Consider the following 14,696-nt stretch of genomic DNA (forward strand, 5'->3'; position numbering starts at 1 on the left):
TTCTTTATTTAACGCTTTTAATAAAATAATGAAAATAACAAATAGAAGTTTACATAGAGATTTAGCATATTTTTATGTTGGATTAATTATCGCATTTTCTTTTTCTGGAATAATATTAAACCATCGTCAAGATTGGTACCCTATGGATTATACCTATGAAAATAAACCATTTGATTTAACAATTCCTTCGGAAGAAAAAGAACTTACAAAAGAATACATAACTGAACTTACCAAGGATATTGGAAAATATGATGGGCATAGAGTAAGAAACGGAAAAATTAGAGTGTATTTTAAAGATAATATCATCTTAGATGCAGATGCTAAATCAGGAGAAGGAGTTGTTGAGTATAAAAGGAAAGTTCCTATTATAGGGCATTCAATGTATTTGCATAAATCAACAAACAACTTTTGGGTTTGGTATTCAGATATTTTTGGAATAGCCATGTTAGTTATTGCTATAACAGGGGTTTTAATTCCATTAGGGAAAAAAGGATTTAAAGGAAGAGGTTGGAAATTAGCCGTAGCGGGAATGCTATTCCCTTTACTGTTTTTATTTTTATTCGCTTAAATAGAATTAGATGGACTCAATAACCTTAGATTTTAGTATGTTGTCTATTATAGATGTGTTATCTATAGCAACGTCTTTAATGCTAGGATTTTTATTTATTTCACTTAAATCTAGAAATCAAAAGGCGAATATATTTTTAGGGCTTTTTTTATGGTCTTTGGCAATAGAAGTATTAGATGCGTTTTTAGAGTCGGTACAATTTAAAGAAGTTGAGGTGCACGTATTACAAACCTCTTTAGCAACCATTTCTTTGTTGTTTTTATATGTAAGACTAACTTTTAATTTGAGTATTGAGTTAAAATCTGTGTTACTATTCCTACCTTTTATTATAGTTAACTTTTTTGATTTTCCTGAAGAGCTTATAAAATGGTTTGAGTATTGTTTTAATGGTGTGCTTTTATTACTCTTGTTAAAAGAAGTAAGAAACCATCAAAAGAATATAAAAGATTACTATTCTGATATTGAAAACAAGAGTTTAAATTGGATTAAAACAATTGTATTTATTTATCTCTTTTTCTACGTGTTTTGGATTCTTGAAGAAATAGTTGGTGTGGCAAACGAAGACGTTATGCATTACTTCGCTGCTATTTCTACTATTCTTACTTTTTTTATGATTTATTGGATTGCCTACAATGGATTTTCGCAAATTGAAATATTTAAATCAAAATTGTTTCTAGAGGAAGAGGTTCAAGAAGTAAAGGAGTATAAAGAAAAAGATGCGAAAGATTTATTCGATAAAATTATAAATCAAATCGAAGAGGAGAAGATTTATACAAATAAAAACTTAAATCTACGATTGCTTTCGGAAAAAGTAGGAATTAGAGAAAAAGAACTGTCCAGACTAATTAATCATCATACTCAAAATAATTTTTACTACTTCATTAATAAATTTAGAGTAAAAGCCTTTAAAGAGTTACTGTCTTCTAAGAAAGCAAAGCAATTATCACTTTTAGGTTTGGCAAACGAAGCGGGGTTTTCTTCCAAGTCCACCTTCTATGCAGTTTTTAAAAATATTGAAGGAATTACTCCTAAACAGTACCAAAATCAATTAAAAAAGTCCGAATAACCGTTATTCGGACTTTTTTAATGAACTAAGCTATAGTGTTGGGCAGTCTTTTGCTGTTATACATCATAATGATAAAATTTTCAAAGTATGATTAAAAAAGCTGTTTTAACAAGTATGTTGTTTTCTATTTTAATGAGTTGTATGTCTTGTTCAAATAATGATACAATCGTTAAAAATGATACATTATCTCTAGAAGAATATTTAAAAAAGAATGCAGATTATGTGCATAATATCTATGGATTTTATATTGTAGGAAGCGCTTCAAAACCTAAAGAAGCCACCCCAAATACAACTACAGGAAAAGAAATATTCGAACATAGTGTGCGTCTGTTTAGTAGTTTTTTGGATCAAAATAATGATGGGGAGGTTGACGATGATAAAAAGAATTTAAACCAATGGCTTGCACAAAAAACCATGTTTATTTCTGGGCCGTTAAAGATGGTAGATAAAATATCAGAAGCTTCACAATTAAGAAAAAAAGGACTTTATGGAATGAGTATGCAAACAGATAATTGGCCTTATGTAAAAAACTACAACGGTAAAGGTTGGACTTTAGATAAGCTTTCATCTTCAACATGGAGGCCGCAAGTATTTAATGCATTATGGGAGGAAGTTTTTCATACAGTAACAGAAGCAATAAGTAGAACTGATAATGAGTTTGCTTTTACAAATGGTAAAAAGTTACGTCAATTTATGGAAGATGATATTGCCGCAAAAACTTATGATATTTCGGAACAAAATGCTGCTGAAAATGGAAATTATGATAAAGTAACTGCGGTGAATGAATATATACATCAAATTTGGGCAATCAACTTTGCTGGGTTAAGTGAAAAACTGAATTCACATCAAAAAAAGGCATTGGAGTTTATGAAAACTAAAAAAGTGCCAATGTCAATAGATGCTAAATATAACAGAATGATAGGAACAAAAATTAAGTAAAATTAGATAATATGAGAAAATTAATGAAATTAGGAATGTTGGTGTTTGCCTTGATTGTTATGGGATGTGTTGCTTGTTCTCAAAATGATGATCCAATTAATAATGGAAATCAAAATGGAGTTATTAACGAAGGGAATGACCCTAATTTTAAGATTATAGCAAACTCAGATGCAGGAATGTCTAGCTTTAATAGAAAAGTGGTGGTTTTTGGAATAGACATTTATGCAGTGGCTAAAGTAGAAGACGCAAAATTATTACATGCGGCTAATGTAATGGCGCAATACTTAGATAATAATGAAGATGGAGTTGTTGATAACATCAAGGTGTTAGAGGAAATGAAAAAGAATAAAGCATTTTTGTTTATGTGGAAGTCAGAATCTGATATGAACAATATCAATCCACCTTCAGGTAGATTGGGACAGGATTTAGGAAACGAAGAAACAGTACCGAATTATGTTACTGGAGGTAAGAAAGGTCGTTTTGATGCGTCATTAGAAGAAGTGTGGCATATTATTACACATGCAGGGTATTCGAAAGCGTATCCTGAGGTGTTTGGCGAGAATGCAGGAACATCGTTAACAAATGCTATGGACAATGCAAGAGGTGGTAGTTTTACAAGTATACCAAACCCTTATCCAGCAAATGCTTGGTATACTTATGACGATACAACTTGTACCTACGATTGCCAGGCTACAGAATATTTTTATTGGGCAATGAGCTCTATTTTAGGAGCACAAACCACTAGGTTAAATGAAATTCAACAAGAGTGGAGGTTGAATACTAAAGACAAAGTTCAAAAAACAGATGCTGCGATATACGGGTTATTAACAGATAACCAATATAAATTCCCAACGGAGTTACCCGATGGAACTTATAAGAGATAAGTTTGGCGTATTCTTAAATGAATGTTTCTAAATATCACTAGAAAAACCCCAGTAAAACTGAGATGTGAAGTAGGGTAAATCTTTTTGATATTGTTTTAAATAAAAGCGAATAGCTTTTAATGTTGTACTTTATCACTGAAGAAGAAATTGGAAGTATAACATAAGTTTTGTGCGAAAAGCGCATACTTCAGATGTCATCCTGAAAAGGGATTTGATATAACTGAAGTATGTGCTTTTTTTATTTGATAAATTTTTAAAACAGGTAAAGATGAAAGTAAGAAAGATTGTGTTGTTAATAACAACAATATTTGTATTAGTTGCTAGTTGTAGTAGCAATGATGAATTAGTAAATACTCAGAAAACTTTTGGAATATTCAGAGTATTGGATGATGGAAAAACTGTTGAAATGAACGGAACAATTAATAGTTCTTCATTAGTCAACTTTAATAAGTTGTTTACGCGTTATTCAGAGATTAACAAGATTAATATTAAGAACTGTGATGGTTCGTCTGACGATCGAGTAAACTTGCAACTTTCTAAAAGAGTATTTGATTTAAATATAGAGATTCATTTATTGGAGAATGCTGAAATTGCTTCAGGAGGAGTAGATTTCTTTCTAGCAGGAAAGAAAAGAACTAGAGATATAGGAACGAAGATAGGCGTACATTCTTGGTCGGATGGAACAAATGAAGCTACTGATTTTCCAGAGGGGCATGCCAATCATTTACCGTATATAAATTATTACAAATCAATTGGTTTTAGCGATGCAGATGCAAAGGCATTTTATTATTTTACAATTAATGCTGCAAAAGCACGTGACATACATTGGATGACCGAAGCTGAAATCCTTAAATATAAAATGTTAACACCATAGAGTGCTTCAGTTTAAGTGGATATGAACTCCTTTCTAATTAAAAGAAAGGAGTTTTTATATTTAGGAAAGAGCTCAACTATTTTCATTAATTTTGCACTTCAATTTAAGAGAAAATGTCAGAAGAAAAGAAATCATTAAATTTTATTGAACAAATCATTGAAGAGGATTTAGCGAATGGGATGCCTAAAGAAAACTTACGCTTTCGTTTCCCACCTGAGCCTAATGGATATTTACACATTGGTCATACAAAAGCTATAGGAATTAGTTTTGGTTTAGGAGAGCAATACAATGCTCCAGTTAACCTTCGTTTTGACGATACAAACCCTGCAAAAGAAGAGCAGGAATATGTAGATGCTATTAAGCGAGATGTGGCATGGTTAGGATATCAATGGGAAAACGAATGTTATTCTTCTGATTATTTTCAGCAACTATATGATTGGGCTGTTCAATTAATAAAGGATGGAAAAGCATATGTAGATTCTCAAACTTCTGAAGAAATGAGAGAACAAAAAGGAACTCCTACGCAAGCAGGATCTAATAGTCCATACAGAGATAGAAGTATTGATGAAAATTTAGATTTATTTACACGAATGAAAGCTGGTGAGTTCGATGAGGGAACTCATGTATTACGTGCTAAAATAGATATGGCTTCTCCAAATATGTTGATGAGAGATCCATTAATGTATCGTATATTAAAGAAAGCACATCATAGAACTGGAAATGATTGGGTAATTTATCCTATGTACGACTGGACACATGGAGAGAGCGATTATTTAGAACAAATATCTCATTCTTTATGTTCTTTAGAATTTAAACCACATAGAGAATTGTATAACTGGTTTAGAGATAATGTATATGAATATAGTAAAGAAGCCTTTCCTTTAGTTCCTAAACAAAGAGAGTTTTCTCGTTTAAACTTAAGCTACACAGTGATGAGTAAGCGTAAGTTAATGAAGCTAGTGGAAGAAGGAATTGTATCTGGATGGGATGATCCGCGTATGCCAACAATTTCAGGATTACGCCGTAGAGGATATACCCCAGTAGCTATTCGCAATTTTGTAGAAACCGTTGGAGTTTCGAAAAGAGAAAATGTAATTGATGTTGCACTGTTAGAGTTTAAGATTAGAGAAGACTTGAATAAAACGGCTAATAGAGTAATGGGAGTTCTAAATCCTGTAAAATTAGTAATTACTAATTACCCTGAAGGCGAAGAGGAATTCTTAGTTGCAGAAAACAATCCAGAAGATGATAACTCTGGAAGTAGAGAAGTCCCTTTTTCAAGAGAATTATATATTGAAAGGGAAGATTTCAAAGAAGAAGCAAACCGTAAATATTTTCGTTTAACTATTGGGAAAGAAGTACGTTTAAAGAACGCTTATATTATCAAAGGAGAGTCTTGTGTAAAAGATGAGGCAGGTAATATTACAGAAATTCACTGTACATACGATCCTTTAAGTAAGTCTGGTAGTGGTACAGAAGAAAGTAAACGTAAGGTAAAAGGAACTTTACATTGGGTTTCTATAAAACATGCTGTGCAAGCTGAGGTTAGAGTATACGATAGATTATTCTCTGATGAAGCTCCTGATAGTCATAAAGATAAGGATTTTATGGAATTCTTAAATCCGAATTCTTTAGACACGATCAATGCTTTTGTAGAGCCTAGCTTAAAAGAAGCAAAGATTGGAGATAGATTCCAGTTTCAGCGTTTAGGATATTTTAATATGGATGATGACTCAACTTCAGAAAAACTAGTATTCAATAAAACAGTTGGATTGAGAGATAACTGGGCAAAAAAGAAATAGTACCCAAAGAAGAATTATAATTATTAACTAAAAAGGCCTGCTAATTTTTTAGCAGGCCTTTTTTTATTTTATCGTAAAAACTTCATTTTGAATAACCCAGTTAGCTCTAAGTTTAAATTCCGTTTCATAATAAATTATTTTTTCAGGCTGTATCTTTTTTAGAAAATTACCTGTATCCCATTTTCTGTTATTGTTTTCATCAATAATTGCCCTCACCGAATATTCTTTAGGCTCTAATAAGTTGAATTCTATTTTCTTAGAGGAAGAGATATATTCAGTTTTTACAACTTTATCTTTTTGAAGTAACTCAATAATTAAAGGTTTGTTTTGTTCGTTTTTTATCTCTAAAATAATACTACCATAGTCTTCAGCTTCTAAAGTTTTAAAGCTATAGTTTAAACTGTCATTAGAAGTTTCGTAAAGGTCTATAATTCCCTTTGGTAATACTTTTAGACTATATCTATTGTTAGGAGTTTGTTTAAATAGTACTGCCAGCTTGTTGATTCCTATTTTTTGCAGTTTGTAATCAATATTTACAGTGTCTTTATCAATTAATGTAAACTTACTAGTATCATGCTTTACTATAGGGTTGTTTGTAGTTAAAAACAGCGTATCTGTTGGGTGTAAGGTTGATGAAATATTTGATTTAACATTTATAGAATCAACTTTTTTCTTTCGTAATCGAACCGTTACTGTATCGATAAATTTTTGATGAGATACTTTAAAGTTTAAAGAATCAGCCTCTACTAAAGAATGCCAGTAATTTAGCGTGTCTTTCTCTTGTTCAAATTGTGTAAAATATTTGAAATCATTAGGTACTTGAGAAAGTAGTTCTATTTTTAAATCTTTTTGTTTTCCTTCAAAACCAAATTCAATTTTTCCTTTAGATACTTCTTTTGCCTTTTTAAATTGAAAAGGTTGTATTTCTTTAAAAAACACAATATCCTCTTCAATAATGCTGTCTTTTGGTAATAGTATAGGATCTTTTAAAAAACCTATTTTATCTGTTTTTGAATTGAAGATAAAATCATTTGCTTCTTCTTTTAAAGCTAACAATACATATTTTCCTTCTCTAATGTTTGTTATATTAAAAAGAGTAGAATCTAAAGTGTTGGTGATGTAGTCAGGTTTACGCTTATAAACAATAGAATCGTTATAAGTGCTATCTACTCTATAAAGAAGGACATTTATATTTTTTTGAGTTTCTTTTTCTAGTGCATCAGCAACGTTACCTTTTACAGATAAAGAATCAATATAAGTTCCTGTAGAAAAAACATATTTAAAACTTTCTAATTTGTTGTTTTCATTATTGTCCTGAACAGCATTACCAAAATTAAAGGTATAGGTGGTGTTGGGTTTTAAAGTGTCTAGTATTTTGATGTTTATGTACTTACTAGCAGTTCCTTGTGGTGTAATTAAAGGAGGGTTTTTCATTGGAGGAGAAACGACAAGTTGTTTTTGTAGTTCCTTTAAAACGATATATTCATCAAAATGAATTCGGATTTTATCTTCTTTAAAGTTTACAGATTCGTAAGGAGGTGAAGCTGTTACCATGATAGGAGCAGTTTCATCTTTCGGACCACCTTCAGGCCTTCCTCTTCTAGCACAACCTATGGTTAATAATACTAATAAAAGAACAAAAATTTGATTGAAGTACTTCACAAACTCTTTTTTAAATTCATTATCAAAAGTAGTAAATATGCAGCATAAAATTTTAGGTTTTTTCGGTAAAGGCCATGGTTGCAATACTAATTGTAATGTTTGGAGTATTTAAAAGTTCGTTACAACAAGCTTGTAGTGTTGCTCCAGTGGTAATAACATCATCAATTAGTAAAATATGTTTATTTTTAAATATTTGATTGTCAGACAGTTTGAAAGAAGTGTTGTCATTTGAAAAACGTTCGAATCGTTTTTTAAAAGTTTGAGTCTTTGCTAAAGAAATTTTAACTAAAATTTGAGGTTTGTATTCGGCATCAAGAAGATTGGCAAGTGTTTTTCCAAAAGTACTTAGTTGGTTATATCCTCTTTTTTTTAATTTTTTATAATGTAAAGGAACAGGAACTATATAATCTATATTTTTAAAAACATTAGATTCTTTCAGTTGACTTCCAAACCAATTAGCAATGTAATCACCAAGCTCAGGACGATTTTTATATTTTAAGTTATGTATAATTTTTTGAGTGATTCCATGTTTTTGATAATATAAAAATGAACGCACATTTTTAACAGGAATCTTTCCTAAAAAAGTAGCATGTAGTGTAACATTTGTATGGGGGTTGTCGTCAATAATTGGTAGATCATTCAAACAGTGAGTGCATAAATGTTTTTCATTTTGCAACAATGTTGTTTCACAGTTTACGCACAGATTAGGAAAAAATAAATAGAATATATCTTTTAAATATCGCATATTTACAGGGAAAAACTTCAGTTAAACAAAAAACAATTGAGTAAAAAGATACAATTTTTTAAGGAGGCAGTAAAAAATTATAAAACATCTGGTACGGTAACACCAAGTTCTAGATTTTTGGCTAAGAGAATGTTAAAGCAAATTGATTTTTCAAAAGCCGAAATTATTGTTGAACTAGGTCCAGGAGATGGAGCAATTACCAAAAGAATTTTAAAGAAGATACAACCCAATACTGTTTTAATCTGTTTTGAAATTAATGAAGCTTTTTATTCGGAGTTAAAAAAAGTAGAACACTCACAATTAATTGTTTTAAAAGCCTCGGCAGAACATATTAAAGAAGAACTTCATAGACTTGGATATGATAGTGTAGATTATATTGTGTCGAGTCTACCACTTACAATAATACCAAAAGAAATATCATCGAATATTTTAAAAGAAAGTTATACTTCACTTAAGAAAGAAGGCTTGTTTATTCAATATCAATACAGCCTAACGTACTACAAAAAATTAAAAAAGGTATTCGGAGATTTCATTGAGTTAGATTTCGAGCCTTTGAATTTCCCGCCCGCTTTTGTATATAAGTGTACTAAAAAATAGTATATTAGCACACAAATTCGACGTAATCACTTAATGTCCCCCTTTGATATTAAATGAACAAAGAAGCTAAAAGATATTATTATGGCTTAATCATCTTTTTGCTTTTTTTAATCGGAGCTATAGGTATTTTGTCTTATCAAAATGCACGTGACTATTCTCGATTAAAAGGAGTATTTGATGAAGAAAAAAAAGAGCTGGAGAAGAGTCTAGGAAATGTAATTGAAGATTATGAAAGCGCATTGACTAGTAATAGACACTTGTCCTATAAAATTAATGAAGAATTAGAAAAACTAATTCTTTTAAGAGATTCTGTAAGTAATCTAAAAGAAACCAATTATGGTTTGATGAAGCACTTCAGAAACAGAATCTATGAATTAGAAAAAACAAATAAGGAGTTATTTGTACAAATAGATTCGTTATACGCTGAGAATAATGTTCTTAATGAGGAGAATTTAGGTGTTAAGAAAATTCTAAACGAAAAAGAAAACCAAAACAGTTTATTAAAAAGAAAAAACAGATATTTAAGAGCAACTAAAGAAGATTTAGAAAAGAAGATTGCTTCTGCAGTAGTTATTGAAACTACTCCAATAAAAGCTGAAGCAATGAAGAAAAAGAATAGTGGCAGGCATGTGTCTACAAGTAGGTCTTATAGAACAGACGCTTTTAGAATATCTTTTGATTTATTAGAGAATAAAATAGTTGATCCAGGACTTGTTCCTGTATTTGTTCAAGTGTTAGATGAAAATAATACCATTATTTCTAAAAAAGGTAAAACAGCAGTAAAAGGTGGTAAGAAGGTGCCTTACAGTGATGCTTTTTTAGCAGAATACCATAATAAAGAAATAAATGTTATATCTTTCATATCTGTAGAAAGAGAAATGATTAAGAAAGGAGTATATACTATTAAAGTTTTTGTAAATGAAATGTACTCTGGAGAAACAAAATTAAAGTTGAAATAAATGAATATATAAATATTAGTTGAACCCCCTAACCATCCCTTAATTATGAATCCCCTTAAGAAAAAATCCAACGCGATTATTTATGCATTGTCATTAGCCTTTGTTTTTTTAGGCCTTTATTCCCTCAAAAAAACCAATGACTACACCGAATTAAAAGGTGTTTTTCTTCAAGAAAAAAAAGATTTACAAGCCAATTTAGATGAAATGATAAAGGATTATACAGATGTTGTAGTCCGAAAAAAAAGATTGTCTAAGAGACTTAAAGTTGAGCTGGTAAAGATGAAGAATCTTAGAGATTCTATCGCAACACTAAAACTAGATAATTTTGACCTTATTCGAAAGTATCGAAGAAAAATAGCAACATTAGAAAGAGAAAATCGAAATTTATTTATTAGAATAGATTCGTTAAATACCGCTAACCAAGCATTAGCTCAAGAAAATACAATAGCAAAGGAAATTTTAGTTCAAAAAGAAACGATTAATGTTAACTTGGAGAAAAAGTACAATGAGCTAGAAGTTAAGCAGCAAACATTAGAGAAGAAAGTTGCAATTGCTGGAGTTATAAAAACAAGCCCTATTAGAGCTGTTGCGATGAAAGAAAGAAGTAGTGGTAAACTAGTAACAACTTCTAGATCAAGTAGAACAGATGCGTTTAAAATTAATTTTGATTTGTTAGAGAATCCTGTAACAAATTCAGGAGAAAAAACGGTTTACATTCAAATTATTGATGAGAATAAGAAAGTTGTTTCTCCAAAAGGAAAAGCTAGTTTAAAAAATGGAGCAATGATCCAATACACAGATTCATTAGAGGTAAATTATTTAAATGATAGAATGAGTTTGGTTTCTTTTGTTTTGGTGAACAGAGATGATGTAAATAAAGGAAAATATACCGTGAGTGCTTTTGTAGATGGTAATTATACTGGAAATGCAGTTGTAAAACTTAGATAAAAAATAAAAAAAATAGTTTTTTAAGTGAAGAATAAAGTTATTCTTCACTTTTTTTTTGTGTTATAGTCAATAGTTTGATAGCTTATTTTATTTTTGCACCATGGCAAAACAAGAAGATCAATTTAAAAAGGTATTATCACACGCAAAGGAATATGGATATGTATTTCAATCGTCTGAAATTTATGATGGTTTAAGTGCGGTGTATGACTATGCTCAAAATGGAGTTGAGTTAAAGAAGAACATTCGAGAATATTGGTGGAAAGCAATGGTGCAAATGCACGAAAATATTGTAGGTATAGATGCTTCTATTCTGATGCACCCTACAACATGGAAAGCTTCCGGCCACGTAGATGCTTTTAATGATCCTTTAATTGATAATAAAGATTCTAAGAAACGATATAGAGCAGATGTTTTGGTAGAGGATTACTGTGCTAAAATTGAAGGGAAGATTGATAAAGAAGTAAAAAAGGCGGCTAAGCGTTTTGGTGATGCTTTTAACAAAGAAGAGTTTGTTTCTACTAATGGAAGAGTACTTGGGTACCAAGAGAAAATTAATACAATTTTAGGGAGATTAGCTAGGTCTTTAGAAAATGAAGATTTGGCTGATGTAAAATTATTAATTGAGGAACTAGAAATAGCTGATCCATTAACGGGATCTAAAAACTGGACAGACGTTAAGCAATTTAATTTAATGTTTGGTACTCAATTAGGAGCTTCTGCAGAGAGTTCAATGCAAGTATATCTAAGACCAGAAACAGCTCAAGGTATTTTTGTGAATTTTTTAAACGTTCAAAAGACTGGACGTATGAAAATACCATTTGGAATTGCGCAAACAGGAAAAGCTTTTCGTAACGAAATAGTTGCACGACAATTTATTTTTAGAATGCGTGAGTTTGAACAAATGGAAATGCAATTTTTTGTAAAACCAGGGACGCAGAGAGAATGGTATGAGCAATGGAAAGAAACACGTTTAAAATGGCACCTGTCTTTAGGAATGGGAGAAGAGAATTATCGTTTCCATGATCATGAAAAATTAGCACATTATGCAGATGCTGCCGCTGATATTGAATTTAAATTTCCTTTCGGATTCAAAGAATTAGAAGGTATTCACTCACGTACAGATTTCGATTTGAAAGCGCACGAAGAATTTTCAGGAAAGAAATTGCAATATTTTGATCATGAAGAAGGTAAAAGTTATGTGCCATATGTAGTTGAAACATCTATTGGTTTGGATCGTATGTTTTTAGCGGTGTTTTCTAAATCTTTACAAGAGGAAGAATTAGAAAATGGAACGACAAGAACAGTATTAAAATTACCAGCTGTTTTAGCACCTGTAAAAGCGACAATAATGCCATTAACAAATAAAGATGGTTTGCCAGAAATAGCTCAAAAGATTTATGAAGAGTTAAGATGGGAGTTTAATACTATCATCGATGATCAAGGGGTAAGTATAGGTAAGCGTTATAGAAGACAAGATGCTGCAGGGACACCATTCTGTATTACTGTAGATCACGATACGTTAGAAGATAATACAGTTACCATTCGTCATAGAGATACAATGGAGCAAAGAAGGGTTAAAATTGATGAATTAAGAGCTATTATTAAGGAAGAGGTAGATGTACGCTCTTGGTTAATGAAAATGTAATAGAATCATTTATAAATAAGTTTAAAACCTATCAATTAACGTTGGTAGGTTTTTTATTTTTGTAGGATTAAAAGAATTTTGATGAAAACAGTACTGAAAATATTATTTATCATCTTTTTACTATGGATGGTTACGGGAGCATATTTGCTAAATACAGAGCATCCTAAAGCACGAATAGTGATGGGGTTAGGGGTTTTGTATATGGCCTTTATATTAATGCCAATATTTATTTATCATCGTTATAAAGATGGTAAGTATAAGAAGTATATAATTAATAACAATAGTAATAAAAAAGAGGAGATTTAAATCTCCTCTTTTTTATTACGATATTGTACTATGTATACTCTTCTATTATTGTAAAAGAGGTGAGTAGTTCGTTGGGTAATCTTCAGATTTTGCTAACCCATTAGTTGCTTGTCCAAAGTTAGAACCGTAAGCAGTATCAATAGCTTCTAACATTTTGTTAGCCATCAATGCATACCCCTTACCAGTTAAGTGAATACCGTCTAAACTAACTAAACCTCCAGTTACTAAACTAGTCGTTAAAAGGTTGTTGTCAAAAGGTAATCCGGTAGTTGCTGCTTGCTGTAATATAGCATTAAAATCTACAAATGCATAACCGTTTGCATCAGCTTTAGCTTTTAAACTAGTGTTGTAATCGTCTGTAGCAGTTTTAATTTCCATTTGCTCTTCTGGAGTTAACACCCATTTATCAGCTAATGGTAACGTAACACCTTCTGCTGAGAATTGACCAGCTAATGAAGCAGGTAATAACCCTCCACTTGCAGCAATTAAGTTTGCTGCTGCATCTGTATTTACTGTTGAAATAATAGTGCTACTAGGTAAAACAATTAAGTCATCTTCAGTTGCAGGTCTAGCTTGTCCATATTGGTTACCCATTAACTGTGCAACTAAAGGAGCTGCAGAAGCAGGTAATCCCAAAGATTGAACAAAAGGAACAAAAGCTGGATTAGCACCTAATGCAGCAGTAATTGTTGCTGATAAAGGAGCTAAGTTCTCATCATGAATAATAACTGGATTTGCAGCAGTTGTAGAAAATTGAACAATTCTTTCTGTTTCTCCTAAAGCAGAAAATACTTGATTTAAAGCACCGTAAACAGTGTTTAAGGTTGGTATTTGAGCTGCTAATGCAGGATTAGATGGATCTAATGGTGCATGAGGTACAGTTGTAAAGTATGGTAAACTTGTAATATATGGAACGTTTGCAATAAGCCCTTTAGCATTGGTAGCAGCTAAAGCATTTATTGTTAAATCTAAAGCCCCGTTGAAAGTAGCAGTTGGAGTGATAGGGTTTGATCCGTCTCCTCCAGTAATTGCATATCCTAAAACATCATTTCCTCCAAATTCTGATAACGTAAAGAAAGTTGGATTTTGAGCAACCGCTAAACCAATAATTGAGGTATTTGTATTTCCAGCAATTCTAATCGCGTATGGATTCGCTGCAGCAGGAAAATTAGCTAAGCTTCCGTAACCATCTGCAAGTAAATGAAAACTTTTAGCTCCTGGTACACCTAAGTTACTAAAAGGTCCTGTAGGATTATTTAAAGCAAAATCTGTAGTAGACATTGCCAAAGGATTTAAGCTTGTTAAAGAAGCTGGTCCTGTACCATTAAAAACTAATCTTTCTGCAAATAATCTTTGTCCTGTAGATGGGTTGATAACAGGATTTCCAGCTAAAATAAGCCCTCCAAAGTTATCGTTCATTAAAGGTTGAGAGAAATTACCTCCACCTACCATAGCAAATTTCTTAGCTAGTGTATTAGGGAAAGAATTTTCTTGAGCGGCTTTAAATAAAGCGTTGTCTGTAAAACCAGCAGTAAATGAAGCTCCGATTGCAACATACTTAGAAAAATCAGCTGAACCTGCACTTGCAGTTATAGTTTCAGAAGAAGCTTCCTTTATTTCTGGCAATGTATTGTCTACATCACAGGCAACAATACCTGTGATTAGTGCAGACAAAAAAGTATATTTTATAATATTTTTCAT

Annotated in this window: 14 protein-coding genes; 11 read left to right on the forward strand and 3 right to left on the reverse strand. The window is 31.4% G+C overall.

The window, feature by feature from the left end:
* The first annotated feature begins 28 nt into the window (after positions 1-28).
* From ABNT22_RS00950 to ABNT22_RS00975, 6 genes are all read left to right on the forward strand, one after another.
* Positions 29-568 (forward strand): PepSY-associated TM helix domain-containing protein, encoded by a 540-nt coding sequence (locus ABNT22_RS00950; RefSeq protein WP_348715543.1) that lies wholly within the window; start codon positions 29-31, stop codon positions 566-568.
* Between the two features lie 10 nt (positions 569-578).
* Positions 579-1,634, forward strand: coding sequence for a helix-turn-helix domain-containing protein (locus ABNT22_RS00955; RefSeq protein WP_348715545.1), 1,056 nt, complete (start codon positions 579-581; stop codon positions 1,632-1,634).
* Between the two features lie 87 nt (positions 1,635-1,721).
* On the forward strand, positions 1,722-2,573 hold the full coding sequence (locus ABNT22_RS00960; RefSeq protein WP_348715546.1) for a hypothetical protein: 852 nt from the start codon (positions 1,722-1,724) through the stop codon (positions 2,571-2,573).
* Between the two features lie 11 nt (positions 2,574-2,584).
* Positions 2,585-3,457: a hypothetical protein gene (locus tag ABNT22_RS00965; RefSeq protein WP_348715548.1), complete on the forward strand. Its 873-nt coding sequence runs from the start codon at positions 2,585-2,587 to the stop codon at positions 3,455-3,457.
* A 268-nt stretch (positions 3,458-3,725) separates the two neighbouring features.
* Positions 3,726-4,331, forward strand: coding sequence for a hypothetical protein (locus tag ABNT22_RS00970; protein ID WP_348715550.1), 606 nt, complete (start codon positions 3,726-3,728; stop codon positions 4,329-4,331).
* A 113-nt stretch (positions 4,332-4,444) separates the two neighbouring features.
* Positions 4,445-6,133 (forward strand): glutamine--tRNA ligase/YqeY domain fusion protein, encoded by a 1,689-nt coding sequence (locus tag ABNT22_RS00975; RefSeq protein ID WP_348715551.1) that lies wholly within the window; start codon positions 4,445-4,447, stop codon positions 6,131-6,133.
* Between the two features lie 63 nt (positions 6,134-6,196).
* Here the strand turns inward: ABNT22_RS00975 and ABNT22_RS00980 are convergent, their stop codons facing one another.
* Both ABNT22_RS00980 and ABNT22_RS00985 read right to left on the reverse strand, forming a co-directional pair.
* Positions 6,197-7,795, reverse strand: coding sequence for an Ig-like domain-containing protein (locus ABNT22_RS00980; RefSeq protein ID WP_348715553.1), 1,599 nt, complete (start codon positions 7,793-7,795; stop codon positions 6,197-6,199).
* Positions 7,796-7,847: 52 nt separating this feature from the next.
* Positions 7,848-8,438, reverse strand: coding sequence for a ComF family protein (locus ABNT22_RS00985; protein WP_348715555.1), 591 nt, complete (start codon positions 8,436-8,438; stop codon positions 7,848-7,850).
* A 138-nt stretch (positions 8,439-8,576) separates the two neighbouring features.
* Between ABNT22_RS00985 and ABNT22_RS00990 the strand changes: the two genes are divergently transcribed.
* The 5 genes from ABNT22_RS00990 (at position 8,577) to ABNT22_RS01010 (ending at position 12,995) form a co-directional block, all read left to right on the forward strand.
* Positions 8,577-9,137 (forward strand): class I SAM-dependent methyltransferase, encoded by a 561-nt coding sequence (locus tag ABNT22_RS00990; protein WP_348715557.1) that lies wholly within the window; start codon positions 8,577-8,579, stop codon positions 9,135-9,137.
* 53 nt (positions 9,138-9,190) lie between these two features.
* The gene (locus ABNT22_RS00995; RefSeq protein WP_348715559.1) at positions 9,191-10,096 is read left to right on the forward strand and encodes a hypothetical protein; all 906 of its coding nucleotides are present in this window, start codon (positions 9,191-9,193) and stop codon (positions 10,094-10,096) included.
* Between the two features lie 45 nt (positions 10,097-10,141).
* Positions 10,142-11,044: a hypothetical protein gene (locus tag ABNT22_RS01000; RefSeq protein ID WP_348715561.1), complete on the forward strand. Its 903-nt coding sequence runs from the start codon at positions 10,142-10,144 to the stop codon at positions 11,042-11,044.
* 100 nt (positions 11,045-11,144) lie between these two features.
* A complete protein-coding gene (locus tag ABNT22_RS01005) occupies positions 11,145-12,689 on the forward strand; it encodes a glycine--tRNA ligase (protein ID WP_348715563.1) in 1,545 nt (514 codons plus the stop codon).
* An 81-nt stretch (positions 12,690-12,770) separates the two neighbouring features.
* Positions 12,771-12,995: a hypothetical protein gene (locus ABNT22_RS01010; protein ID WP_348715565.1), complete on the forward strand. Its 225-nt coding sequence runs from the start codon at positions 12,771-12,773 to the stop codon at positions 12,993-12,995.
* Between the two features lie 45 nt (positions 12,996-13,040).
* On the opposite strand, the gene ABNT22_RS01015 is transcribed toward ABNT22_RS01010, so the two are convergent.
* Positions 13,041-14,696: a G-D-S-L family lipolytic protein gene (locus ABNT22_RS01015; RefSeq protein ID WP_348715567.1), complete on the reverse strand. Its 1,656-nt coding sequence runs from the start codon at positions 14,694-14,696 to the stop codon at positions 13,041-13,043.

This window comes from Tenacibaculum sp. 190130A14a (assembly GCF_964048965.1).
GTDB classification, from domain to species: Bacteria; Bacteroidota; Bacteroidia; order Flavobacteriales; family Flavobacteriaceae; genus Polaribacter; species Polaribacter polynesiense.

What these genes read in the sequence shown, in the direction of transcription:
- ABNT22_RS00950 (WP_348715543.1), top strand. Translation starts at nt 29, where the DNA reads ATGAAAATAACAAATAGAAGTTTACATAGAGATTTAGCATATTTTTAT.
- ABNT22_RS00955 (WP_348715545.1), top strand. Translation starts at nt 579, where the DNA reads ATGGACTCAATAACCTTAGATTTTAGTATGTTGTCTATTATAGATGTG.
- ABNT22_RS00960 (WP_348715546.1), top strand. Translation starts at nt 1,722, where the DNA reads ATGATTAAAAAAGCTGTTTTAACAAGTATGTTGTTTTCTATTTTAATG.
- ABNT22_RS00965 (WP_348715548.1), top strand. Translation starts at nt 2,585, where the DNA reads ATGAGAAAATTAATGAAATTAGGAATGTTGGTGTTTGCCTTGATTGTT.
- ABNT22_RS00970 (WP_348715550.1), top strand. Translation starts at nt 3,726, where the DNA reads ATGAAAGTAAGAAAGATTGTGTTGTTAATAACAACAATATTTGTATTA.
- ABNT22_RS00975 (WP_348715551.1), top strand. Translation starts at nt 4,445, where the DNA reads ATGTCAGAAGAAAAGAAATCATTAAATTTTATTGAACAAATCATTGAA.
- ABNT22_RS00995 (WP_348715559.1), top strand. Translation starts at nt 9,191, where the DNA reads ATGAACAAAGAAGCTAAAAGATATTATTATGGCTTAATCATCTTTTTG.
- ABNT22_RS01000 (WP_348715561.1), top strand. Translation starts at nt 10,142, where the DNA reads ATGAATCCCCTTAAGAAAAAATCCAACGCGATTATTTATGCATTGTCA.
- ABNT22_RS01005 (WP_348715563.1), top strand. Translation starts at nt 11,145, where the DNA reads ATGGCAAAACAAGAAGATCAATTTAAAAAGGTATTATCACACGCAAAG.
- ABNT22_RS01010 (WP_348715565.1), top strand. Translation starts at nt 12,771, where the DNA reads ATGAAAACAGTACTGAAAATATTATTTATCATCTTTTTACTATGGATG.
- ABNT22_RS01015 (WP_348715567.1), bottom strand. Translation starts at nt 14,696, where the DNA reads ATGAAAAATATTATAAAATATACTTTTTTGTCTGCACTAATCACAGGT.